General features: G+C 69.3%; 23 protein-coding genes, 1 tRNA gene and 1 pseudogene. 7 read left to right on the top strand and 18 right to left on the bottom strand.

Features of this window, described 5'->3' with window-relative positions; all coding sequences use genetic code 11:
- Nucleotides 1-4 precede the first annotated feature (4 nt).
- The 4 genes from ACFCXS_RS02815 to ACFCXS_RS02800 all read left to right on the top strand — a co-directional run bounded on the left by ACFCXS_RS02815 (nucleotide 5) and on the right by ACFCXS_RS02800 (nucleotide 4,615).
- Nucleotides 5-1,579, top strand: coding sequence for a NuoM family protein (locus tag ACFCXS_RS02815; protein WP_376641206.1), 1,575 nt, complete (start codon nucleotides 5-7; stop codon nucleotides 1,577-1,579).
- Complete coding sequence (locus ACFCXS_RS02810) at nucleotides 1,576-3,099, top strand: NADH-quinone oxidoreductase subunit N (RefSeq protein ID WP_376641205.1); 1,524 nt, start codon at nucleotides 1,576-1,578, stop codon at nucleotides 3,097-3,099. Before ACFCXS_RS02815 ends, ACFCXS_RS02810 begins: the two co-directional genes overlap by 4 nt.
- A 263-nt stretch (nucleotides 3,100-3,362) precedes the next feature.
- A complete protein-coding gene (gene htpX, locus ACFCXS_RS02805) occupies nucleotides 3,363-4,226 on the top strand; it encodes a zinc metalloprotease HtpX (RefSeq protein ID WP_376641203.1) in 864 nt (287 codons plus the stop codon).
- The gene (locus ACFCXS_RS02800) at nucleotides 4,223-4,615 is read left to right on the top strand and encodes a YccF domain-containing protein (RefSeq protein ID WP_376641201.1); all 393 of its coding nucleotides are present in this window, start codon (nucleotides 4,223-4,225) and stop codon (nucleotides 4,613-4,615) included. The genes htpX and ACFCXS_RS02800 overlap by 4 nt, the downstream gene beginning before the upstream one ends.
- 299 nt (nucleotides 4,616-4,914) lie before the next feature.
- Here the strand turns inward: ACFCXS_RS02800 and ACFCXS_RS02795 are convergent, their stop codons facing one another.
- The gene (locus ACFCXS_RS02795) at nucleotides 4,915-6,180 is read right to left on the bottom strand and encodes an APC family permease (protein ID WP_376641199.1); all 1,266 of its coding nucleotides are present in this window, start codon (nucleotides 6,178-6,180) and stop codon (nucleotides 4,915-4,917) included.
- A gap of 194 nt (nucleotides 6,181-6,374) precedes the next feature.
- Here ACFCXS_RS02795 and ACFCXS_RS02790 point away from each other — a divergent pair, with 194 nt between their 5' ends.
- Nucleotides 6,375-6,641, top strand: a complete 267-nt coding sequence (locus ACFCXS_RS02790) for a GlsB/YeaQ/YmgE family stress response membrane protein (RefSeq protein ID WP_184559247.1) — start codon at nucleotides 6,375-6,377, stop codon at nucleotides 6,639-6,641.
- A 107-nt stretch (nucleotides 6,642-6,748) separates the two neighbouring features.
- On the opposite strand, the gene ACFCXS_RS02785 is transcribed toward ACFCXS_RS02790, so the two are convergent.
- Nucleotides 6,749-7,237: a YajQ family cyclic di-GMP-binding protein gene (locus tag ACFCXS_RS02785; RefSeq protein ID WP_031108414.1), complete on the bottom strand. Its 489-nt coding sequence runs from the start codon at nucleotides 7,235-7,237 to the stop codon at nucleotides 6,749-6,751.
- Nucleotides 7,238-7,458: 221 nt separating this feature from the next.
- On the opposite strand from ACFCXS_RS02785, the gene ACFCXS_RS02780 reads away from it, so the two are divergent.
- Nucleotides 7,459-7,540 (top strand) — tRNA-Tyr (locus ACFCXS_RS02780).
- 153 nt (nucleotides 7,541-7,693) lie between these two features.
- Here ACFCXS_RS02780 and ACFCXS_RS02775 read toward each other — a convergent pair.
- The 16 genes and pseudogenes from ACFCXS_RS02775 to ACFCXS_RS02700 all read right to left on the bottom strand — a co-directional run bounded on the left by ACFCXS_RS02775 (nucleotide 7,694) and on the right by ACFCXS_RS02700 (nucleotide 19,879).
- Nucleotides 7,694-9,058 (bottom strand): tyrosine-type recombinase/integrase, encoded by a 1,365-nt coding sequence (locus ACFCXS_RS02775; protein ID WP_376641196.1) that lies wholly within the window; start codon nucleotides 9,056-9,058, stop codon nucleotides 7,694-7,696.
- Entirely contained in the window at nucleotides 9,055-9,264 is a 210-nt protein-coding gene (locus ACFCXS_RS02770; protein WP_376641194.1) for a helix-turn-helix transcriptional regulator, read from the bottom strand. Before ACFCXS_RS02770 ends, ACFCXS_RS02775 begins: the two co-directional genes overlap by 4 nt.
- Before the next feature lie 465 nt (nucleotides 9,265-9,729).
- Nucleotides 9,730-11,205, bottom strand: a complete 1,476-nt coding sequence (locus tag ACFCXS_RS02765) for an ATP-binding protein (RefSeq protein ID WP_376641192.1) — start codon at nucleotides 11,203-11,205, stop codon at nucleotides 9,730-9,732.
- A gap of 2 nt (nucleotides 11,206-11,207) precedes the next feature.
- A complete protein-coding gene (locus ACFCXS_RS02760) occupies nucleotides 11,208-12,065 on the bottom strand; it encodes a bifunctional DNA primase/polymerase (RefSeq protein ID WP_376641190.1) in 858 nt (285 codons plus the stop codon).
- Nucleotides 12,066-12,153: 88 nt separating this feature from the next.
- Complete coding sequence (locus ACFCXS_RS02755) at nucleotides 12,154-12,342, bottom strand: hypothetical protein (protein ID WP_376641524.1); 189 nt, start codon at nucleotides 12,340-12,342, stop codon at nucleotides 12,154-12,156.
- The gene (locus tag ACFCXS_RS02750; RefSeq protein WP_376641523.1) at nucleotides 12,330-12,965 is read right to left on the bottom strand and encodes a hypothetical protein; all 636 of its coding nucleotides are present in this window, start codon (nucleotides 12,963-12,965) and stop codon (nucleotides 12,330-12,332) included. The genes ACFCXS_RS02755 and ACFCXS_RS02750 overlap by 13 nt, the downstream gene beginning before the upstream one ends.
- A pseudogene (locus ACFCXS_RS02745) lies at nucleotides 12,949-13,317 on the bottom strand (DNA cytosine methyltransferase); the annotation flags it as partial. The gene ACFCXS_RS02750 and the pseudogene ACFCXS_RS02745, both read right to left, overlap by 17 nt.
- A gap of 146 nt (nucleotides 13,318-13,463) precedes the next feature.
- On the bottom strand, nucleotides 13,464-13,952 hold the full coding sequence (locus ACFCXS_RS02740; protein ID WP_376641188.1) for a hypothetical protein: 489 nt from the start codon (nucleotides 13,950-13,952) through the stop codon (nucleotides 13,464-13,466).
- Nucleotides 13,953-13,965: 13 nt separating this feature from the next.
- The gene (locus ACFCXS_RS02735; RefSeq protein WP_376641187.1) at nucleotides 13,966-14,409 is read right to left on the bottom strand and encodes a hypothetical protein; all 444 of its coding nucleotides are present in this window, start codon (nucleotides 14,407-14,409) and stop codon (nucleotides 13,966-13,968) included.
- Nucleotides 14,410-14,423: 14 nt separating this feature from the next.
- On the bottom strand, nucleotides 14,424-14,618 hold the full coding sequence (locus ACFCXS_RS02730) for a hypothetical protein (RefSeq protein ID WP_376641185.1): 195 nt from the start codon (nucleotides 14,616-14,618) through the stop codon (nucleotides 14,424-14,426).
- A gap of 84 nt (nucleotides 14,619-14,702) precedes the next feature.
- Nucleotides 14,703-15,011, bottom strand: a complete 309-nt coding sequence (locus ACFCXS_RS02725) for a hypothetical protein (protein ID WP_376641183.1) — start codon at nucleotides 15,009-15,011, stop codon at nucleotides 14,703-14,705.
- Nucleotides 15,012-15,151: 140 nt separating this feature from the next.
- Complete coding sequence (locus ACFCXS_RS02720) at nucleotides 15,152-17,383, bottom strand: cell division protein FtsK (RefSeq protein WP_376641181.1); 2,232 nt, start codon at nucleotides 17,381-17,383, stop codon at nucleotides 15,152-15,154.
- Between the two features lie 94 nt (nucleotides 17,384-17,477).
- Nucleotides 17,478-18,488 (bottom strand): DUF2637 domain-containing protein, encoded by a 1,011-nt coding sequence (locus ACFCXS_RS02715; RefSeq protein ID WP_376641180.1) that lies wholly within the window; start codon nucleotides 18,486-18,488, stop codon nucleotides 17,478-17,480.
- Nucleotides 18,485-19,015: a hypothetical protein gene (locus tag ACFCXS_RS02710; protein WP_376641178.1), complete on the bottom strand. Its 531-nt coding sequence runs from the start codon at nucleotides 19,013-19,015 to the stop codon at nucleotides 18,485-18,487. Before ACFCXS_RS02710 ends, ACFCXS_RS02715 begins: the two co-directional genes overlap by 4 nt.
- Nucleotides 19,012-19,302: a hypothetical protein gene (locus ACFCXS_RS02705; RefSeq protein WP_376641176.1), complete on the bottom strand. Its 291-nt coding sequence runs from the start codon at nucleotides 19,300-19,302 to the stop codon at nucleotides 19,012-19,014. The genes ACFCXS_RS02710 and ACFCXS_RS02705 overlap by 4 nt, the downstream gene beginning before the upstream one ends.
- A gap of 160 nt (nucleotides 19,303-19,462) precedes the next feature.
- Nucleotides 19,463-19,879, bottom strand: a complete 417-nt coding sequence (locus ACFCXS_RS02700) for an NUDIX domain-containing protein (protein ID WP_376641174.1) — start codon at nucleotides 19,877-19,879, stop codon at nucleotides 19,463-19,465.
- Nucleotides 19,880-20,583: 704 nt separating this feature from the next.
- Between ACFCXS_RS02700 and ACFCXS_RS02695 the strand changes: the two genes are divergently transcribed.
- Nucleotides 20,584-21,309: an XRE family transcriptional regulator gene (locus ACFCXS_RS02695; RefSeq protein WP_376641172.1), complete on the top strand. Its 726-nt coding sequence runs from the start codon at nucleotides 20,584-20,586 to the stop codon at nucleotides 21,307-21,309.

The raw sequence follows: 21,309 nt of genomic DNA, 5'->3' as shown, positions 1-21,309 counted from the left end.
AGGCGTGATCGATATCAACGAGTCCGTGATGCAGTTCCTTCTGGCGTTCGTCGTCGTCGGCCCGCTCCTGGGCGCCGTCGCGGCTCTCCTGCCCGCCCCGCCCGGACTGAAGGGAAAGTCACCCGAGCAGGCCGTGCTCCGGCACGGCGTCACCGTCACCGGCGCGATCCTCATCGCGGCGATCGTCCTCGCGCTCGGCTTCGACCACGACCAGCCGTCGAAGATGCAGGCCGGCACGGACATCAGCTGGATCCCCGCACTCGACGTACGCATCCACCTAGGCATCGACGGCATCTCCCTCCCCCTTCTGGTACTGACCGCGCTGCTGACCTTCCTCTGCGCGCTCTACTCGTACTTCAAGATGCCTGAAGGCCCGACCCCGAAGGCCTTCGTCGCCCTGCTGCTCGTCCTCGAAGGCGGCACGCTCGCGACCTTCGCCGTCCTCGACCTGGTGCTGTTCTTCCTCGCCTTCGAGATGGTCCTCATCCCGATGTACTTCCTCATCGCCCGCTGGGGCGGGGAGAGACGAAGCCAGGCCGCCTGGCGCTTCATCCTCTACACCCTGCTCGGTTCCGTGGTCATGCTGCTCGGCCTGCTCCTGATCGGGATCAAGGCGGGCACGTTCGACATGATGGCACTCGCCACTGACAACGGCCGGTCGCTGAGCACATCCGTGCAGCTCATCGCCGTTCTGGCGATCGGTATCGGGCTCGCGGTGAAGACGCCGATGTGGCCGTTGCACAGCTGGTTGCCCGACGCCCACACCGCCGCGCCCACCGTCGGCTCGGTCCTCCTCGCCGGCGTGCTGCTGAAGATGGGTACGTACGGGTTCGTCCGGATCCTGCTCCCCATCGCGCCCGACGGATTCCGCACCTTCGCGCCCTACCTCGCCGCCCTGGCCGTCGTCGGGATCATCTACGGATCCCTGGCCTGCCTGGCCCTGGCCAAGCAGGGGGCGAAGGGCGACCTCAAACGCCTCATCGCCTACTCCTCGGTCGGCCACATGGGCTTCGTCCTGCTCGGCATCGCCACGATGACCCCGACCGGCGTGAACGGCGCCCTGTTCGCCAACATCGCCCACGGCCTCATCACCGGCCTGCTCTTCTTCCTGGTCGGCGCCCTGAAGGACCGTACCGGCACCACCGACCTCGACGCCCTCGCCGAAGAGACCGGGGCCGCCCTCTACGGCAAGGCCCCGCGCCTCGGCGGCCTGCTCGCCTTCGCCGCCGTCGCCTCGCTCGGCCTGCCGGGCCTGGCCGGGTTCTGGGGCGAGATGCTGGCCCTGTTCGGTGCGTTCCGGCCCGCCGAGGGCCTCAACCGCGCGGCCTTCCTGACCTTCATGGCGATCGGCGCGTTCGGCACGCTCCTGACAGCCGCGTACCTGCTGATCGTGGTCCGCCGCGTCTGCATGGGCGCCCAGCCCCAGGACGCCCCGACGCTTCCCGACGTCCGTTCCTACGAGTTCGCGGCGTGGACCCCTCTCGTGGCCCTCACCGTCGTCGCGGGTCTGTGGCCCAGGGCCCTCCTCGGCCTGAGCGACCCGGCCGTCCAGCAGCTCCTCGCAGGAGGCACCCGATGAGCTCCCCGGCCCAGACCCTGGCGGCGTCGCTGGTCCAGTCCGTCGACTGGCTCGCGATCGCCCCACCCACCATCGCGGCGGTCGTCGGACTCGTCGTCCTGGTGGCCGACCTGTTCGTCGCCGAACACCGCAAGGCCCTGCTCGGCTGGACATCGGTGACGGGACTGGCCGCCGCCACGCTGATGCTGCTGCCCCTCCTGGACGGTGACCGCAGCACCTTCTGCCTGACCGGCGACGCCACCGTGTGCAGCTACACGGCCGACCGCTTCACCCTGGTCATCCAGTTCCTGGTCCTCGGCGGCGCCCTCCTCGCCGCCCTCCTGTCGGTCACCGCCCTGAAGGACGCCCGCAAGAACCTCCCCGAAGGCGAGTACTGGTTCCTGCTGCTGTCCTCCGCGGCCGGCGCCGCCCTCCTGCCCGCCTCCCGCGACCTCGCGACCCTGATCGTCGCCCTGGAGGTCGCCTCCCTGCCTGCGTTCGCACTGGTCGGCCTCAAATACGGCGACCGGAAGTCCTCCGAGGCGGCGCTGAAGTTCTTCCTGTCCTCGGTCACCGCGACCGCGGTCAGCCTCATGGGCATCAGCTTCGTGTACGCCACCACGGGGACCCTCTACCTCACCCAGGTCGCCGACCGCATCCAGAACGTCGACGGGCAGTTCCACACCCTCGCCCAGACCGGAGTCGTGCTCACCCTCGTCGGCTTCGCCTTCAAGACCGCCGCCGTGCCGTTCCACTTCTGGGTGCCCGACACCTATGTGGGGGCACCCCTGCCGATCGCGGCCTACCTGTCGGTCATCGGCAAGGCGGTCGGCTTCAGCGGCCTCATCCTCGTCACGGTCGTGGCCTTCCCGTCGTACGCCGACGTCTGGGGCCCCGCCCTGGCAGCCCTGGCCGCGCTCACCATGACCGTGGGCAATGCCGGAGCGCTGCGCCAGCAGGCCACGCGCGCGTACAGCGCGGTACGCCTGCTCGCCTGGTCCTCCGTCGGCCAGGCCGGCTACCTCCTGGTCCCGATCGCCGCCGCCGCGTACTCGGGGGACGCCGAGAAGTCGATCGGCTCCACCGTCGCCTACGCCCTGATGTACGGCGCCGTGAACCTCGGCGCCTTCGCGGTGGCCGCGCTCGTAGGCCGCACGAAGACCCTCAACCGAGTCGCCGACTACCGCGGCCTGTACACCTCCAGCCCCCTGTCCGCACTGCTCCTGGCGTTCTTCCTGCTCTGCCTCGCCGGACTGCCGCCGGGCATCATCGGTCTCTTCGCCAAGGTCACCGTCTTCTCGGCGGCCGTCGACGCCGGCCTCGGCTGGCTTGCCGTGGTCATGGCCGTCAACGTCGTCATCGCGCTGTTCTACTACCTCCAGTGGACGGCCCTGCTGTTCCGCGCCCCCGAGGGCGAACCCGACAAGCACCGTGTCCCCGGACCGGTCACCGCCGCGATCGCCCTGACCGGCGTCCTCGGCATCGCCCTGTCCGGCGCACCCCAGCTGGTTCTGCGCTTCACCGACACCGGGCTCTTCTGAACCCTCGTTCCGGATGCGGCCCCACCGGCAAGACGGCCGCTTACACCGCGCGCGTGCGGGGCACTCGCCCCCACGCGCGCGTGCCGCTGTCGGCGCCGTCACCCGGACGGTCCACACTCGCTGCCGCACGCACCAGGGAACTTGAGCCCCCCGCCTGGCGTTGACCAGTACGGGAGGGTCCACTGGACGTGAGAACGCGGCATCAGTGGACCGCAGATTCAGCAAGCGAAGGTCCCCCTGCCGCACGACTTGGAGGGCGTACCGTGCACCGCCGGCACAACGGGCTCAGGACAGCGATACTCCTCGGAGGACTGTCCGCACTCATCATCGTCATCGGCAGCTTCTTCGGCCGCATGGGGCTCGTCATCGCCGTCCTGGTAGCACTGGCCACCAACGCGTACGCGTACTGGAACAGCGACAAACTGGCACTGCGCGCGATGCGCGCCCGCCCCGTGAGCGAGTTCGAGGCCCCGGCGCTCTACCGCATGGTCCGTGAGCTCTCCACCCAGGCGCGCCAGCCCATGCCGCGCCTGTACATCTCCCCGACGGAGGCACCCAACGCCTTCGCCACGGGCCGCAATCCACGCAACGCCGCGGTGTGCTGCACCGACGGCATCCTGCGCCTGCTGGACGAGCGCGAGCTGCGCGGCGTCATCGGCCACGAGCTCAGCCACGTCTACAACCGCGACATCCTCATCTCGTCGGTCGCCGGCGCCCTCGCCTCCGTCATCATGTTCCTGGTCAACTTCGCCTGGCTGATCCCCATCGGACGCTCGGACGACGACGACGGCCCCGGTCTGCTCGGCATGCTGCTGATCATGCTCCTGGGCCCCCTCGCCGCCTCGCTCATCCAACTGGCCATCAGCCGCTCGAGGGAATACCAGGCGGACGCCTCCGGCGCCCAGCTCACCGGCGACCCGCTCGCCCTGGCCAGCGCCCTGCGCAAGCTCGAACTCGGCACCAGGCAGCTCCCGCTGCCACCCGAGCCGCGCATCGAGACCGCCAGTCACATGATGATCGCGAACCCGTTCCGGCCCGGTCAGGGCCTCTCGAAGATGTTCTCCACGCACCCGCCGATGGCGGAACGAATCGCCCGGCTCGAGAAGATGGCAGGTGGGAACCAGTGAGGACCATACTCAACGTCATATGGCTCGTGCTGAGCGGCTTCTGGCTGTTCCTCGCCTACATGCTCGCGGGCCTGCTGCTCTGCATCACCATCATCGGCATCCCGTTCGGCATCGCGGCGTTCCGCATCGGCGTCTACGCGCTGTGGCCCTTCGGGTACACGACGATCGAGCGCCGTGACGCGGGCGCGCCGTCCTGCGTGGGCAACGTGCTGTGGCTGGTGCTCGCGGGCTGGTGGCTCGCCTTGGGGCACATCGCCACCGGCATCGCCCTGTGCGTCACGATCATCGGCATCCCGCTGGGCATCGCCAACTTCAAGCTCATCCCGGTCTCGCTGCTCCCGCTCGGCCGGGACATCGTGCGGACGAACGAGCCGTTCGCGGCGCGCTGACGAAGAGGCGCCGACCCTCCGTTGTCCACAGGCCGGGGGTTGTCCACAGGCCCGTCCGACTGTCAGCGGCGGCCTGCATGATGAACCCATGACCGCGATCGAGCAGTTGCCGACCCGAGTGACGACCGGGACTCACAACACCCGCGGGGCGTACGGTACTCCGAGTCCCGAGCCCTACGCCCCGATGAGAGCTGCCGGAGCACCCGCGGCGAAACACCGTGCAGGGCCCGAGCCGGGAGGCCGCGAAAGGCCGGAGCCGCGTGGCTCCTGAAGGCCCGGGCCGATTGTGGAGGCCGGTCTTATTGTTCCCCCGCCCCGGCGGCCCCTGCCCGCCTCCATCGCCGCACCGCGTAGGCGACCACCCCCACGACCAGCACCCCCGCGCCCACGACCACCGACACCCTGGGCAGGGCGAAAGCCAGCACCACACACCCGGCCAGCCCCACCGCCGGCACCACCCTTGCCGAAGGCGCCGAAGACAGGGTCCAGGCCGACGCGTTGGCCACGGCGTAGTACGCCAGCACGCCGAAGGAGGAGAACCCGATCGCGCCCCGGACGTCCACCGTGGCGGCCAGGACCGCGACCACCGCACCCACGGCCAGCTCCGCCCGGTGCGGCACCTGGAACCGCGGATGCACGGAGGCCAGCACCCTCGGCAGATGCCGGTCCCGTGCCATCGCCAGCGTCGTCCGCGACACCCCCAGGATCAGAGCCAGCAGCGAACCCAGCGCGGCCACGGCGGCACCGACCCGCACCACCGGCACGAGCCAGGCCGCCCCGGCCGCCCGTACCGCATCGGCCAGCGGCGCCGTCGCGGCCCCGAGACCGCCCGACCCCAGTACCGAAAGGACAGCCACCGCGACACACAGGTAGACCACCAGGGCCATGCCCAGCGCCAGTGGGATCGCACGCGGAATGGTGTGCGCCGGATCCCGCACCTCCTCGCCGAGGGTCGCGATCCGGGCGTACCCCGCGAAAGCGAAGAACAGCAGACCGGCCGCCTGCAGTACGCCGTCCGCCCCACCCGAGACCCCGATGTCCAGCCGCCCGGCATCGGCGTCCCCGGATACCAGGCACACGACCACCACACACGAGAGGACAGACAGGACGAGCGCCACGATCACCCGCGTGAGCCAGGCGGATTTCTGGACGCCGCCGTAGTTCACCGCAGTCAGTGCCACCACGGCGGCGACCGCCACCGCGTGCGCCTGCTCCGGCCAGACGTACGTGCCCACCGTGAGGGCCATCGCCGCACAGGAGGCCGTCTTCCCGACCACGAAGGACCAGCCCGCGAGACAACCCCAGAACTCCCCGAGCCGCTCCCGCCCGTACACATAGGTACCGCCCGAGGCCGGATACAGGGCGGCGAGGCGAGCAGACGACATGGCGTTGCAATACGCGACCACAGCGGCGACGGCCAGCCCGAGGAGCACCCCGGAGCCGGCGGCGTGCGCGGCCGGCGCGAGGGCGGCGAAGATCCCCGCTCCTACCATCGAGCCGAGTCCGATGACGACGGCATCGCCCACGCCGAGGGTACGGCGCAGGCCAGGGCCGGTGGCGGTCATGAGTCGCACCCTACTGATCGGTGCAACCGGCGGGCGTGGCCGAAGCGTCCTCCCCACCAAGACGGCGTGAACGTGCGAGGCGAGGAGGCCGCGCGCGGGACGCCAGGCGTACGACGCACAGGCCCCTGCCTGCCGAAAGCAAGATCACACGGCCGGGACAGTGCGGGCACAGCGTGAAAGGGCAGGTTCACGGCATGACCATCATCAGCTGGATCATCCTGGGACTGTTGGCCGGAGCCATCGCGAAGTTCCTGCTGCCGGGGCGTGACCCGGGCGGCCTCATCGGCACGACCCTGATCGGCATCGCGGGCGCGTTCATCGGCGGCTGGATCTCCGCCCGCTGGATGGACCACCCGATCACCAAGGACTTCTACGACGGTACGACCTGGGCCGCGGCGATCGGCGGATCGCTCGTTCTCCTGATCGCCTACCGCCTCCTGTTCGGCAACTCGCGCGACTGACGGGTCCGCCGAGGTGCCGCCGACGGCAGCCGGCAGACGAGAAGGGTGGGCACCGGCGGTGCCCACCCTTCTGATGTCCGCGCGAGCGCGAGGCCGGAGGGCCGGACCTAGCGGTAGTTCACGAACTGCAGGGCGAAGTCGAAGTCCTTGCCCTTCAACAGGGCGATGACGGCCTGCAGGTCGTCACGGTTCTTGGAGCTGACCCGCAGCTCCTCGCCCTGCACCTGCGCCTTCACGCCCTTGGGGCCCTCGTCGCGGATGGTCTTCGCCACCTTCTTCGCGTTCTCCTGGGAGATGCCCTCCTTGATCGAGGAGAAGATCTTGTACTCCTTGCCGGAGAGCTGGGGCTCGCCCGCCTCCAGAGCCTTCAGCGAGATGCCCCGCTTGATCAGCTTGGACTGGAAGACGTCGAGGATGGCCTTCACCCGGTCCTCGGAGTTCGCCTCCATGAGGATCTGCTCCCCGGACCACGAGATCGAGGCACCCACGCCCTTGAAGTCGTAGCGCTGCGAGATCTCCTTGGCGGCCTGGTTGAGTGCGTTGTCGACCTCCTGCCGCTCGACCTTCGAGACGATGTCGAAACTGGAGTCGGCCATGTCCTGTGGCTCCTTGTATCGGGGTGCGTATCGTGCGTACCGGCGTGTGGGGGCGGCCGCAGGGCCCGTTCAGGTCCCGGGCCGCATCCGGACAAGCCTAGCCACCCCCGGCCTTCCGAGCGCCGATCAATCGGGTGGCGAAGCACCCCTCGGCATCAGGTATTGTTTACGTCGTTGCCACGGAGCGCCGCGGAAAAGCGGCTCGAAGGGCAGCAAACCCCGGCGGTGTGCCCGAGCGGCCAAAGGGAGCAGACTGTAAATCTGCCGGCTCAGCCTTCCCAGGTTCGAATCCTGGCGCCGCCACACGGGAACAAGAGGCCCGTGACCTGCGATATCAGCAGGTCACGGGCCTCTTGCCATACGCCGCCCCGAGGGGCGGGGTGTCTCACCCTGTCTCGCGTTCGAACGCCCCGTCTCGGACTCTGCGGACGGAGCGCGGACGGGATTTCCGCCGCGTCAGACGCTCCGTTCCAATCGGGCGGAGATCTTGGCGTTGGCCGCGTCGTCACCGTCCTTCAGGAACTTGGCGTACACGCGAAACAGGACCGCCACACTGTGGCCCGCCCGCTCAGCCACGAGCTGTGGTTCCACGCCCGAGCTGAGCCAGGTAGACACTGCGGCGTGACGAAGGTCATAAGGCCGCTTCGCCAGTGCAGAGTGGAACTCGGCTGGCGTGAGAGCGCGCGACCGCGCTTCAGCCCACACCTCCCCGTATCCGGTGTCCTGCACGAGTCCACCCCGCAGCGTCTGGAAGACGCGGCCGTCTGGCGCCGTGCCGTACGCGGTGAGGTGCCACCGCAGGAGCGCGACCAGTTCCGGCGGAATCGGCACAGGCCGCACTGCCTTCCGCGGGCGGTGCTTCAGGCCCCGTTTCTCGTGCGCCTCACCACTGTCTGTCCATGCGGTACCGGATCGGGGACGGGTTTCATGGAGCCGGAGCACGCCCCACCCCTGCCGGGGGAGATCGCAGTCCGTGACCCGTAGGCCGATCACTTCCGCCGGCCGCGCGGCGGCGTAGTACATGCAGCCGAAGAACGCAGCGAGTCGGCGCCCCCGCTTGCTCTGGTCACGCACGGCGGTCAGCAGCTTGGCGGCTTGCGCCGGATTCGGGACGCATGCCGGGTCCACTTCCTCCGTAACCTGCTCGGGCGCCTTCCACTTGACGCGGTCCAACGGGTTGTCCGTCAGCAACTCGGCATCGACCGCGAATTCAAGGGAGTTGTAGAAGATCGCGCGCTTGCGACTGATCGTCCCCGGGGCCGCCGTCTTTCCGTCCAGCCGCTTGGACAGGGCCCTGAGCGCGGCCTTCACCAACAGCCGGTCCGTGAGGGCCGACATGGGTAGTGACTTCCGCTGAAACCATGCGAGCACCTGTGCCACCTCGGCCGGAGGCTCTTCCTCCCACCGGTTCTTGTTGAACGCCCACCCGTACAGAGCGCTCCGTACGGTCCGGGCATCGGGCATGCCCTTGGTGTCCTTCACGAACGCCGGCGTCACGGTCGCCATGGCTTCGGCCAACGTCCGCCGGGTGTTGCCGGGGGAGTCGTCCCACTTCATCGCGATGTAGTTGCGCGCGTGCTCGTACCAGGAGATGTCACGCTTCTGGTCGACCATGGACTTCGGGAGGCCGCTCTCCACGTCGAACGGCTCACCCTTCCGGGCCGCCGTCATGAGTTCCGACCTGCGGCTGTCGGCCAAGCCCTGGGTGAGGAACGATTCCGCGTGTTCGCGGGTGCCCACCATCCAACGCAGTTGGTACGGCTTCCGGTAGCTGCGCTTTCGGATGGCCCAGAACTTAACGGTGTAGCTCCACTCGGTCACGCGGCCTCCAACTCGTCCTTGAAGGCGTCCAGGACGCTGCGACGTACGCAGATGCGGCCGGACGGCGTGCGGCGGGCCTCGGGGGTGAGGCCACGGTCACGCCAGCGGTACCAAGTCGGGCGGCTGATGCCGAGTTCTTCCAGAACTTCCGGCAGGGGGATCAACTCGTCTTTCTGAGTGCGGCGGCGCCGGGTAGGCGTGCTCATGCTGGAGTCTCCATACCTGGGTGATTCGGGGTGCGGTTGTGCGCGGCTGTGTCCGAGGTTCGGATTTCTGCGTCACGGCGTCACGTGCGTCATTTGGGCCTTTGACCTGTGTGTTTGCGTGACGTGGGGTGGATGGGGTGCGTCACCGTTGCGTCACGGCTTCGTCGTCTGTGACACGGGGGTGTGACGCAGGTGACGCACGATGACGCAGCCGATCGTTTCTGCGTCACGCCTGTTCTGGCAGTTCAGGGGCCGTTTTCCGTCGGCTGTGACGCAGGTGACGCAGAGCCTTCTTACTTAGGAAAAGAGGGGGGTGGTGTCTGTTGTTGTGCGCGGCTCAGAGCGTGAAGAAGGAGCCGCTGCGCGGCGCGTCTTGGGGGGGCGCTGCGCACCGAACAGCAAGAGGAGCACGCGTCGCTGTGTCGCGCCGGGTGCTCCTCTTGCTGTTGTGCGGTGACCTCGGGATCAGAACGCGGCTCCCTGTTGCGGGCCGGGTGCCGGGGCGGGTTCGGTGAGTTCGATGTAGCGGGCCTCGCGGGTGCGTCCCCAGTCAACGTTCAGGCCGCGAGCGGCGAGGGTGGGCTGAAGACGCTTGAGGCGGTCGGAGAGGACCTTTCCGGTAGTCGGCCAGCCCTTCGGGAGTGGGCGGCTGTCCTCGCCGCTGTAGAGCCGGGTGAGGAGGTGCAGCCACTCCGCGGAAGTCATCCGCTGTTGCTCCCCGGGCTGCATGTCGGCCGCGTACGCAAGCACGGTCTGCGCGAGGAGGTCGCCCTCGATCACGTCGTCGTTGAGGTCGTCGAGTCCGGCCCGGTAGGCGGGCAGCGCCCCGAGACCCATCGCGGTGTCGAGCTGCGCGCACAGGTGCGCGAAGTCCGCCATGCGCAGATCCGTCGGCGTCTCCGCCGACGCGGCGCGGACCTTGACGGTCAGGTCCAGCAGCGAGCCGAGCACGACGGGCAGGACTTGCGCGTACTCCGTCCACAGCTCCGCTTCTGTGCGCCGCACCTTTGGCCGTTCCAGCCGGAGCGGCAGGAGGCGTTCGGCGAGGTCGGGCCGGATGACACCCACGTCGATACCGGTCAGCAGGAGCGGGCGGCGGTAGCGGGCGCGGAAGACATCTCCGTCGGTGAACAGGGCCCGCTTGACGGACTCGGCGCCCGTGACGATGCAGCACATGGCGTCGGACAGGTCCGGGGTCATGTGGGAGAGGTTGTCCAGCGCCGTGACCCAGCCCGCGGCGACGGCCGCGATCAGGTTTTCCTCGTCCTTCGGGGCGCGGCGCAGGTCGCTGCTCATGCCCTCGACGATGCGGATGAGCATCCGGCCGGCCGTCGACTTCCCCGCGCCCTGCGGTCCGGTCAGGAACGGGGCGGGGACGGGGACGGACGGTTCCAGGCAGCCGACCAGCCAGGCCATGGCGAGGCATTCGGTTTCGGCGTTGACGAAGTTGCACAGCCGGAACAGCAGGTCGATGCCCTTGCCGTCGGTGTTCTTCTCCGGCAGGGGGAGTTCACCGGTGAGCTGGGTGCGCCGCCAGCACACCTCACGCGGGTCGGGGACGCGGATGTCCCATCCGGTGGGGTGGATGCGCACCGACTGGCCGTCGCTGCGTCCGAGGTCCAGCCAGGTCGCGCCGTCGAAGCCGGGGGCGACGCGGATGTGCACGCTCTGGGTGGTCTCGTTGAGTGCGAGTGCTTCGATCAAGTCCAGCGCCTCCTTGAGGGCGGTGCCGTTGAACACGCCGACCCCGTCTTTGAACAGGCCGACCATGAGTTCCTGGCGGTGGCTCCCCGTCGTGCCCTGGGAGCGGATGGGGCGGGCGACGGGGTGGCCGTTCTTCTGCGCGTAGACCGTGCCGTCGGCGGTGCGGAAGTAGCGGAACCGCTCCTGCGCGTAGTCGGCGATGACCTCGCGGGCCGGGGTCTTGTCGTCCTCGGACATGGCTACAGTCCCAACCTCGTGCGTGCGTTGTTCCACGCGTCGGCGCAGTGCCGGGGGCTCTCGCCCTTGGCCTGCGCGGCGGCGAACAGCCGCGCCGTGTGGTCCTCGGTGAGGCAGCCGCACCGGCCGTGCGTCGAGAGCACGGCCAGGAACATGGCGTACACGGTTGCGTGGATGCCGCTGGACGCCTCGCTGATGCGCTCCACGGCCATGGCGATGCCGCGTTCCAGGAACGCGGGCGTGCGGTGCTTACAGGCGCCCCCTACGGCTCGTGCGGGCAGCGCGTCGATGCACGGGGCCTGGTAGATGGTGGGCGTCTTCACGGTCAGCGCCCGCACGGCGTCGGGCAGCTCGGTGAGGGTGCCGGTGCCGGGGCCGCGCCAGCGGGCGTAGGCCATCGTCGACTTGATGTCGACGCCGTCGCGGACGCCGTTCGCGGAGGTCATGGTGCCCTGGTAGATCCAGTGCTGTCCGCGTGTGGTGCGCACGGTCCGGGTGGCCGGCAGGGTCTCGCGGGCCCAGGTGACGGCGTCGGCGTGGTCGAGGTCGACGACGGTCAGGCCCGCGCCGCCCGGGTGGTAGGCGACCCCCGCCGTCTCACGCCACGCTGCCGCCCACTGGGGAGAGTTGAGCGTGAACGGGTCGGTGGTGGCGGCGGCCCAGCCGTGGCACGGGTGCGGGCAGCGGCAGGGGCCGGGGTTCTTCATGTGGGGGCGCCCGCCGCACGAGGTGTACAGGCAGGTGGGGCAGTTGGCGAAGGGCACCTTGCCCCGGCGCAGCGGCAGGACGGGCAGGCCGTCGGCCGCGAGACGCAGGGCGGTGCTGAGGTGGTCTCGCCGGATCAGGGCGGGATGGGTCATGCTGGGGTATCTCCTGCTCTCTTGGAGGGATGGGAGAACCGGGGCGGGCGCGGCTTGTGGAAGAGATGGCGCCCGCCCCGGGCGTGTGTCAGGCGGCGGTGCGGGTGGCTAGGGCGGCGGGGCTGAGGAAGCGGAGCGCGGCAACGGCCTGTTGCGGCACTACGCCGTTGCCCAGCGCCTTGAGCTGTGCGGAGCGGGAGAGGCCGGGGACGGCGGTGACGTGCCCGGCGGGCAGGCCCATGAGCCATTCGACGAAGGCGGGGCTCAGCCGTCCCACAGCGTCAACTGGCCCGGGTGCGGGACGCTGGAGGACCGTTTCCCACCGCGCGATCGCTTCGGCGTACGGTCCCCAATCAACTCCGAGACCTGGTGCAGGGAGGGCCGCACCGCCGCTCCCGGACTCGGGGAACGGTTGCTCGGCCACGTTGACGCGGCCGGGGTCGGCAGCAACTCGCCCACCTCCGCAGCCAGGCACTTGCCGTGCGTGCCCGCTTCCTGTGACGGAGTACGCCGCCTCTGCCGGTTCTCGTTCTCCGACGCCCGCGGGGTCGGCAGCAGTGCCCCGCTGAACGTCAGGTCCGTCAGCGTCGGTGAGCTGCTGCGAGGGTTCGGCGCCGTCGCCTGACGGGCACCCTTGGAGTCCCCGACCAACGGCGTCGGCAGCAGCGAGACGACGTGCCGCAGGTTCATCCCGCCCTGTGCCGCGTGTCCCGCTCCGGTGTTCTCCGAGGTCGACGGGGTCGGCAGGAGCGAGGTGACGGCGGTCGGAAGCTGCCCGCGCTGCCCGCCGCCCTTGAAGTCCCGTGCTGCCGGGGTCGGCAGGCCACGCGAGGACGAAGAGCCGCCTTCGCTGATGAGCCGCTCCCACGTCAGATGCGCGAAGAGTGCACCACCGCGCATCGAACCCGAGGGCGGCAAGGTCTCCAAGCACGGTGTCGAATCCGAGAGAAAGGTGCCCTGCGACGTTCTCAAACACCGCGAGACGGGGTCGTAGAACCCCAAGGGCACGGGCGATGTCGGGCCAGATGTGCCGCTCATCAGCGGTTCCCTTCCTCTTGCCGGCGGAGCTGAACGGCTGGCACGGATAGCCGCCCAGCAGCACATCGATGGGAGCGACGCGGGCCCAGTCGACGGCGGTGAGGTCGCCCAGGTTCCGTGTCCCGGGGTGATGGTGGGCGAGGATGCGGCTGGCCCCGGCGTCGTTGTCCGCGACCCAGGCCAGTGAGCCGCCGAACACTTCCTGTACGGCCATGTCCAAGCCGCCGTATCCGGTGCACAGCGAGCCGAGCCGCAGTGCGGGGGGAGGACTCATATGGGCGTCTCCTGCTCTCTTGGAGGGATGGGAGAACCCGGGGCGGGCGCGGCTTGTGGAAGAGATGGCGCCCGCCCCGGGCGCAGCTAGGCGCAGGTGCAGTCGGGGCGTTCGCCGCTGCCGTCGGCGCCGCACCCGCAGCAGTGCGGGTAGACCTCGCCGTCGTCGTCCTCCGCCGCGCAATTGGGGCAGTCGGCGAACTCGTCCTCGTCGTCGCTGGTGTCGTAGCCGAGCGGGCTGAGGGCGGAGTGGACCTGGTCGAGGGCTCCGGTGAGACGCTGAGCGCGGCCGATCGCGACGCGCGCCATCTGGACGGCGGAGGACGCGGCCTGGTCGGGGTCCTTGCCGCCGTCCACGGTGAGCCGGTCGGCCTGGTGTGCGTCGGTTACGGGCTGAAGCGCCTGGGTGATGGCCTGCGGCAGCATCCGCGACAGGTGTGCGAGCGTCCCGATCAGGCTGTAGGCGTCGCTGGGGTACTGCCAGTCCGCCCCGGGCGTGCGGGTGGTGTGGTTGATGGCGCGGACGGCTTCGGCAGCCTGGTCGGCCAGCGCTACCGGGCTCTGGGGGTGGTTCATGCGATGCCTCCGGTCAGGTGTGGAAGTGGTTGCGCTTGATGACGGCCTTGCGGATGTTGACCGTGGTCGCGCCGCGCGATCCGGCGAAGAGCTGGACGGCGATGAAGCCGCCGAAGATGACGGCGGCCAGGATGATGAGCTGGGTGATGAGCGCGGTGAGGGCGGCGATGAACGTGGTGAGCATCAGCAGTCCGCCGCACACGGCGGCGAAGCCGACGCCACCGAGCGCGATGTTCACCGCGGCCCGCGAGACGGGCGGCTTCGCGGCGACCGGTTCGGGCTTGGCCGCGTCGATGGCGTAGCCGGTGACGACACGCCCGTCGGGCAGGACGACGCTCTGGACGGCGGGGATCTGGCCCGGCTGAACGGGAACGATCGGCGTCGGGGCCGGTATCGGGGTGGGGTAGTGGACCGAGTCGGCCGTTTCGGTCGGACGGTAGGGGGTGGGCTGGTTCACGGCGGGGTCTCCTGTCAGGGGCGCAGGCTGGCGAGGAAGTTGAAGACGGAGGCGCACAGGCTGCGGATCGGCTCGTCCGCGCCGGTTCCGGCGGTGAAGAACCCGAGCAGGAACAGGACGATGGCGGGGCCGATGCCTCCGGCCTTGGCCCTGACGATGAAGACGGCCGCGATGCCGAACAGGAGGATCGCGGAGAGGTTGACCGCCACGGCGGTGCTCCCTTCAGTGGGCGGGGCAGGAGGACAGCAGCAGACCGAGGGCGACGCCCACGAGCGCGAGGCGAACCAGCGCCCTCATGCGGTCGGCGTCTTCCGCCTCGCGGGCCCCGTGGTCTTGGCGGCGGCTTCGTCGGCGGCGCGGCCCGCGCGGTAGGTGCGGGCCCACAGGTTGTAGAGGTGGCGGCCGGCGCGTATGCGGATGCCGTGGCCGTCGCAGCGGCGGCAGTGCTTGCCGCGCTTGGGCTTGCCGCGGCGGGTGTAGGTGAGCTGGAAGCCGAGTCCCTCGCAGCGGCGGCAGGACTTCCAGGGGGAGGCCGCACACACTCCGGCGTAACCGAGCGTGAACAGAACGATGAGGACGCTAGCGAGCAGGGGAAGGGGCATGATGGCCTCTCTGGGCAGGTTTTCGGGGTTTCCGCAGGTGGGTTGCTAGGTGCTAGCGACCTGATCAGGGCATCTTTGGGTCGCTAGCGAGGTTGCTAGGTCTAGCGACCTTGCTCGCTAGACCTAGCGGCCCCTCGGCCCTACTTGTCGCCCCGCTTCTTGTTGCGCTGCGTGACGGCGTCGATGATGTGCTGACGCTCGATGCCGCGCCGGTTGGCGCCCTTGCCGTCCTCGGTCTTGCCCCACACCTGGCCCGTGGAGATGCCGTACGGCTTGAGCGCGGCGGCGAGCTGGTCGGCCTTGGCCCGGCCCTCCAGCTCCTTCCACTCGCCGTAGACGGCGGGGGCGAACTCGGCGAGGCGGTCGACGACGGTCTCCGACCACACCTTGTCCTCGCTGCGTCCGAGGACGGCGGCGGTGTCGTCGAGGATCGCGTCAGCGCTGCGCGTCTTGCTGGCCTCGCCCGCAGCATCGCCGGACAGGGTGCCCTCGTCCTCGCGTAGGGCGCGGGCCCGGTCCAGGATGGTGTCCGCGTCGCGGCCGGTGGCCAGGTAGGTGCGCACGATCCCGGAGTCGTCCGTCATGCCCTTGAGCAGGCCCACGCCCTTGTGGGACTTGAGCAGCTTGGACGCGTCCAGGCCCTCCCCGTAGGAACCGGCCCCGAGTACCACCTCAGAGACGTGGTAGGAGCCGACGCGCAGGGAGAAGCGGGCTTGGTGCTGGTCACGCAGCACGCTCGGGCACGCGGTGTCGTCGGGCTTCTGCGTGGAGTTCATGACCGACACGCCGACCGCCGGGGCGACCCGGGCGAGGTAGACGAGCAGGTCAAGGATGGTCTTGCCGTGGGTGGGGTGCTGCAAGTACTCCTGCACCTCATCGACCACCACGAGTGTGAGGGGCATGTTCAGCTTCCGGTCCCGGCTGATCTCCGGCGTCAGCTTGCCCTCGGGGCAGATGTGGAGGGGCAGTTCGGACAGCCGGTGGTAGCGGTCCTCCACATCGGCCTTCAGCTCCATCAGGGCGTTGACCAGGTGCATGACCGGGTCGAAGCCGTCGCGGGGGACGATGCCGAAGCCGATCCGGTGGGCGACCTTCGCGAAGGAGCGCCAGTCCGGGGACGCCTTGCCGTCGAACACGATCAGGCGCACGTCCGGGTCCAGCGCGGCGGCGAGTGCGATGGTGCGGGCGGAGAACGTCTTGCCCTGCCGCGGCACCGCGCCGACCAGCAGCGACAGCCACAGCATGGTGGCCATCACGGGGGTACCGCGCTCGTCGACACCCCAGGGGAACGGCTTCCAGAAGTCCACCCTGGTGGCCCCGAGCAGCGGCGTCTTCCCGGACGGGACGGCGAGCGGGTCACGGTCGGCGATCCAGTAGGAGACGCGCCGGCCGCTGGTCTCGTCCTTGTCCATGAAGAGCTGGGTGGGGGCGATGTCCATGCCGGACGCGAGGCGCGAGTGCGCCTTGAGGGCGTCCTCGAAGGTCATGCCATAGGGCAGGTCGACGACCACGCGCCAGCCGTCCCCGTCCCGGCCGATCGGCCGCGGGAACGCGATCGTCTGGTCCTTCGTGGTCAGCTTCGCTGCCTCGTGAGCGCGGATCACGATGTCCGAGGACAGCTTGCGCTTGCGGAACGTCACCTTCGCGCGGTCGATGAGCGGCTTGTCCGCAGGCGTGCCCCCGAGACCGAAACCCGTGGTCAGGGTGACGATGCACAGGGCGAGCAGCCACGTGGGGGCCATCACCCACAGCAGCAGAGCGATCGTGAGGCCGACGGCGCTGGACACGGTCGCGATGATCGAGCGCATCCGTACCCTCGCGTCCCGCTGACGCGACAGCTTCAGATACGTCGCCGCGTCCTCATCGAGGACCGACGCCAGACGCAGAGCCCGCCCCTCGGTGTCGAACACCCAGCGGCCGACCGCCGACGACCAGCGCCAGGCACCGCGCGGGCTGTAGGCGACCAGCTTGGGCGTGTAGACGCACGGCAGGCGCCAGGCGTGATAGCCGAGCATCGTCGAGTAGTGCCGCACCGCCCACTTACGGACGGCTTTGCGCTGGTCAGGCAGCTTCACCCACTCGGGGAAAACGGGCTGGCGGACCTTGTCGCGCTCCTCCATCCACTCGGTGATGGACGGCGGATACGCCTCCTTCGGCGGGTCGACGTTCGCGCCCTCGGTCAGTCCCTCGGCCTCGGGGTCCTCGGTGTCGGGGAGTTCGGCCTCCCACTCACCCGGCTTCACCTCCGGTGCCGGCGCGTGCTCGGTGGGCGCCGGGGCGGGGGCCTTCTTGAGCTTGAACGGCAGGACAGAAGCGTTCTTGTCCTCTTCCGGCGCCTCAACGGGCGGACCGGACACGTTGATCTCAGTCATGCTGAGGGTGCTCCTTCACGGGAGTTGAAGGGGTTCGGCTGCCGCGGTCAGAGGTGAGCGGCCGAACCCCGAGAGGGTTGGTCAAAGGCGGCGGTCACTGGCTCGCGATGGCGAGGCCAGCGCGCTGGCCCGCGTCGGGCTCGCGGTGCTCGGCGTAGCGGGAGGAGACCCAGCCGACCGACCAGCCGGACAGCTCCGCGGCCTGGCGCACGGGCAGGCTCGCCATGAACGCGGCGGCCACGATCCGGCGCGCTTCGTCCTCGGGCAGCTTGCTCTCAGCCGGACCCCGGTTCAGGAGCGCGGCGCGTTCACGCTCGGCCCGCTCCACTCGTTCACGGCGTTCACGCTCAACGGCCTGAGCGCGCTCGCGCTGTTCCGCTTCGGCACGCTCGCGGGCCTGGCGTTCACGCGTCTCACGCTCGCGTTCACGCTGTTCATGCTCGCGTTCACGGCGTTCACGAGCCTCCCGCTCGGCAGCCTCCGACCGCTCACGGGCTTCACGCTCCTCACGCCGCTGCCGCTCTTCCCGCTCGGCCTGTTCGCGGGCCAGGTTCGCTTCGTGGTCGCGCTGTTCACGCGCCAGCCGCTCCGCGTGCTCGCGCTCCTCACGGGCCTCCGTACGGGCCCGCTCCTCGCGCTCGCGGGCCGCCTGGTCCCGCTCCTCACGCTCGGCTTTCTGCGTGGCTTCCAGGGCGCTGACGGCGCGTGCGATGGCCCGCCGGTAAGCGAGTCCGGTCTCTGCGGTGACGATGAGCAGGAGGGGCGCCACGGCGTGGACGGACATGCCGACCAGGTCTTTCTTCAGTGCGGAGTCGGCTGTGTTGAGCGCCAGCGTCATCAGACCGGTCATCCAGCGCAGCACCACGGGCCAACGTCCGCCGTGCCCTCCGAGGCGGGCCAGCACGTCATCGAGCTTGACCACGATGACGACTGCGGCATCCACCACGAGGGGCAGGATCGGGGCCGTCCAGTCCCACGCGTCGGCGGTGTGCTTGGCCATCAGCGGCGTGACCGTGAGGACGGAGAAGAGCATCGCCCCGAACACGATCAGCCACGTGCCGACCGACAGAGCCTTTTCGGCTGAACGGATATGAACAGCGTTCACGCCGCACCCCCGACCGGTTCCGCGAGCGGGGTCAGCGAACCGCGGAAACCGCGCGCCGCAGCGTCGTACGTGAACGCCGACAGCAGCCATTCCGCATCCGCCCAGGACGTCCGGGCCGGGCCCCAGGTCGCGTCTGCCGGCGCACCGTGAGTGGCGCTGTCGGCGTACGCGTCCTCACGGCTGCGGTAGACCATGACCGGAGTGCCGTAGTGCACGAGCACGAACACCTGCCGGGCCGGTACGAGTGCCTCGGTGAGGTCGTCGCGCAAGCGCCGCAACTCGATGTCCTTCAGCAGAAGGTCTTCCTGCGCACCACTCAATTCGTCCAGGGCCCCCGCAAGGAGCTTGCCGACCTCGTCCGTGGTCGCCTCCGCGCGCTCCGCGCGGTCGGTGACGGCGAACAGCTCCTTGATGTGCCGGCCGGACGCCGCCTTCGCGACCTCGGTCGCCTCACGGGCCCGCTCGAACGCGGCGTGCCTGTCCGCCTCAAGCAGCGCCAGGCGCTTCTTGGTGACGATGCGGATCATGCCGCCGCCCCCTTCCGGACCCGACGGGTACGGGCGGGCCGGGCGAGCGGGACGACGTTGAACAGCTCCGCGGCGTGCTCCTCGATCGCCGCGGCGGCGATGCGGATCGCGTCGTCCGGCATGCCGGGGTCGTCGGCGAGGATGTCGCGGGCCGCGTCCAGGCGGGCCGCTCGCTCCATCTCGCTCTCGCCCTCCACACCCAGCCACAGCTCAACCGGGGTGCCAAGGGCCAGTTCGATGAAGTCGTTACTGGTCACGGCCTGGTGGCCGCTGATGTACGAACGCATGACGGAACTCCTGATCACTGGAGGGATGGGAGAGATGCCGGGTGGGCGCGGCTTGTGGAAGAGATGGCGCCCGCACCGGGGCGGAATGGTGAGTGCCCCGGCCGGGAGTCGAACCCGGCCTACGACCATCGAGGCGGCACGGCGGAACAGCTCGGGTGGCTCAGGAGGTTGCCGTCAGAGTCGCAGCGAGGATGTCGGCGTGGTCGAACGCGAGCGGCGGCAGGGCGTTCAGCGGCCACCACTGCGCGTTCGTCGCGTCGTCGCCCGCCTCGACGATCGTTCCGGGGATGACTGTCAGGTGGTAAGCGACGGTGACGTACCGGCCGCGCGGGTCGCGATCGGGCTGGTCGAACGTGCCGACCTGTTCCAGCTCCGCTGGCGTCGCGTACACCCCAGCCTCTTCGGCAAGCTCGCGGGCAGCAGCGGCGCGACTCGTCTCGCCGGAGTCGACATGGCCGCCGGGGAGGGCCCACTGGCCCTTGAACGGGTCCCAGCCGCGTTCGATCAGCAGGACGTTTCCATCGGTCGTGGTGACGACAACATCGGCGGTGTAGCGAATGACCTCGTTGTTCTCCATGTCTCTCCCTGTCTGTAGCTGGCAGATGTGCCAGAGCGCCCCGGCCGGGAGTCGAACCCGGCCTTGCGACCATCGAGGCGAACGCGTCATCGTCACTGCTCTGACGCCAGCAGGGCGGCTCACACCAGGCGGCACCCGCCATTGAGGGGGGTGTTCTCCGGAGCTGATGGGCTTGGCATTGCCGCCGTCGACATCACCCGGCCGACGCGGGGGCGGTCTCACTCTTGCCGCCACGTGCGTTGGGGCCCCGCTCTACTTCCCCACACCCAAAACCCGGGTGGCGCTGCCAAGCGCGTAGGGGGAGAGCCACGTCCATCACAGCGGTTTGCCCCCGGACCCTCGCCCTAGGCACCTACCGCGACCGCCGCTCTCGCGTCAGCCCCGCACGATCACTGTTCAGTTCTCAACTAACGGCCGCTTCCTTCGTACTCACCCCCAGCGAGAGCGGGGGGCTTTCCTCCGTGCAGTGCAGTACCTGTTTTACAGGTACTGCATGGGGGTCCGTCAAGTACAGCGACGCAATCTCTTCGTCTCGCGCCGGGACGTCTTGACGTATCTTCAGAATCACGGCAGGTCAGGGGAGTTGGTCACCCCACTCATGGACAGCTCTGGGACTTCTAGCTACGGTCAAGAAGTCCCTAGACGTCCCACCGGGGGTGCAGATGTCGAACGAGCGCCTACGAACCGCTCTCCTCGCCCGTGGCATGACCGTGCAGAGCCTCGCTGAGGCGATCGAGGTGAGCCCCAAGACGGTCGAACGCTGGATTACCCAGGGCAAGGTGCCGTACCTGCGTCACCAGTACGCGACGGCAGCGGCCCTCAAGGTCGATGTGACCACGCTGTGGGAGGACGGACGGACCGTCGACAGCGCGGCCGACCTCACCAAAGCCGAGATAGCGACGGTCTACCCGCATCGCCACACGGTGCCTACTGGCCTCTGGCGAGAGCTGTACGGACGTGCTGAGCGGAATCTGGACGTCCTCGTGTACTCAGGGCTCTTCCTGTCCGAAGACCCCCTCTTCCATGACCTCGTCAGGGCGAAGGTGGAGGCGGGGGTGCGGGTGCGCATCCTGCTGGGGGACCCGGAGTGTGCGGCTGTCCGGCAACGCGGCATTGACGAGGGGCACCACATCATGGACGGCAAGATTCGAAATGCCCTCGTGCTGTACCGGCCCCTCATGCGGAGTCATCCGGACGTCGGTTTCCGGCTGCACGACTCGACGCTGTACAACTCGATTTACCGGTCCGATGACGAGATGCTCGTCAACCCCCACGTCTACGGCATCGGCGCCTACATGGCGCCCGTGCTGCACCTGCGACGACTCCCCGGCGGAAGCCTCTTCGACACGTACGCGAATAGCATCGACCACACGTGGGAGAACGCGCGTCCGATCACTGATCAGGACGTCAAGAGCATCACGGGAGCCTGA

It is taken from the genome of Streptomyces sp. NPDC056373 (assembly GCF_042262425.1).
In the GTDB taxonomy this organism is placed as follows: Bacteria; Actinomycetota; Actinomycetes; order Streptomycetales; family Streptomycetaceae; genus Streptomyces.
The sequence above is the reverse complement of the archived record's forward strand: the minus strand, read 5'-3'. Positions and strand labels throughout refer to the sequence as shown.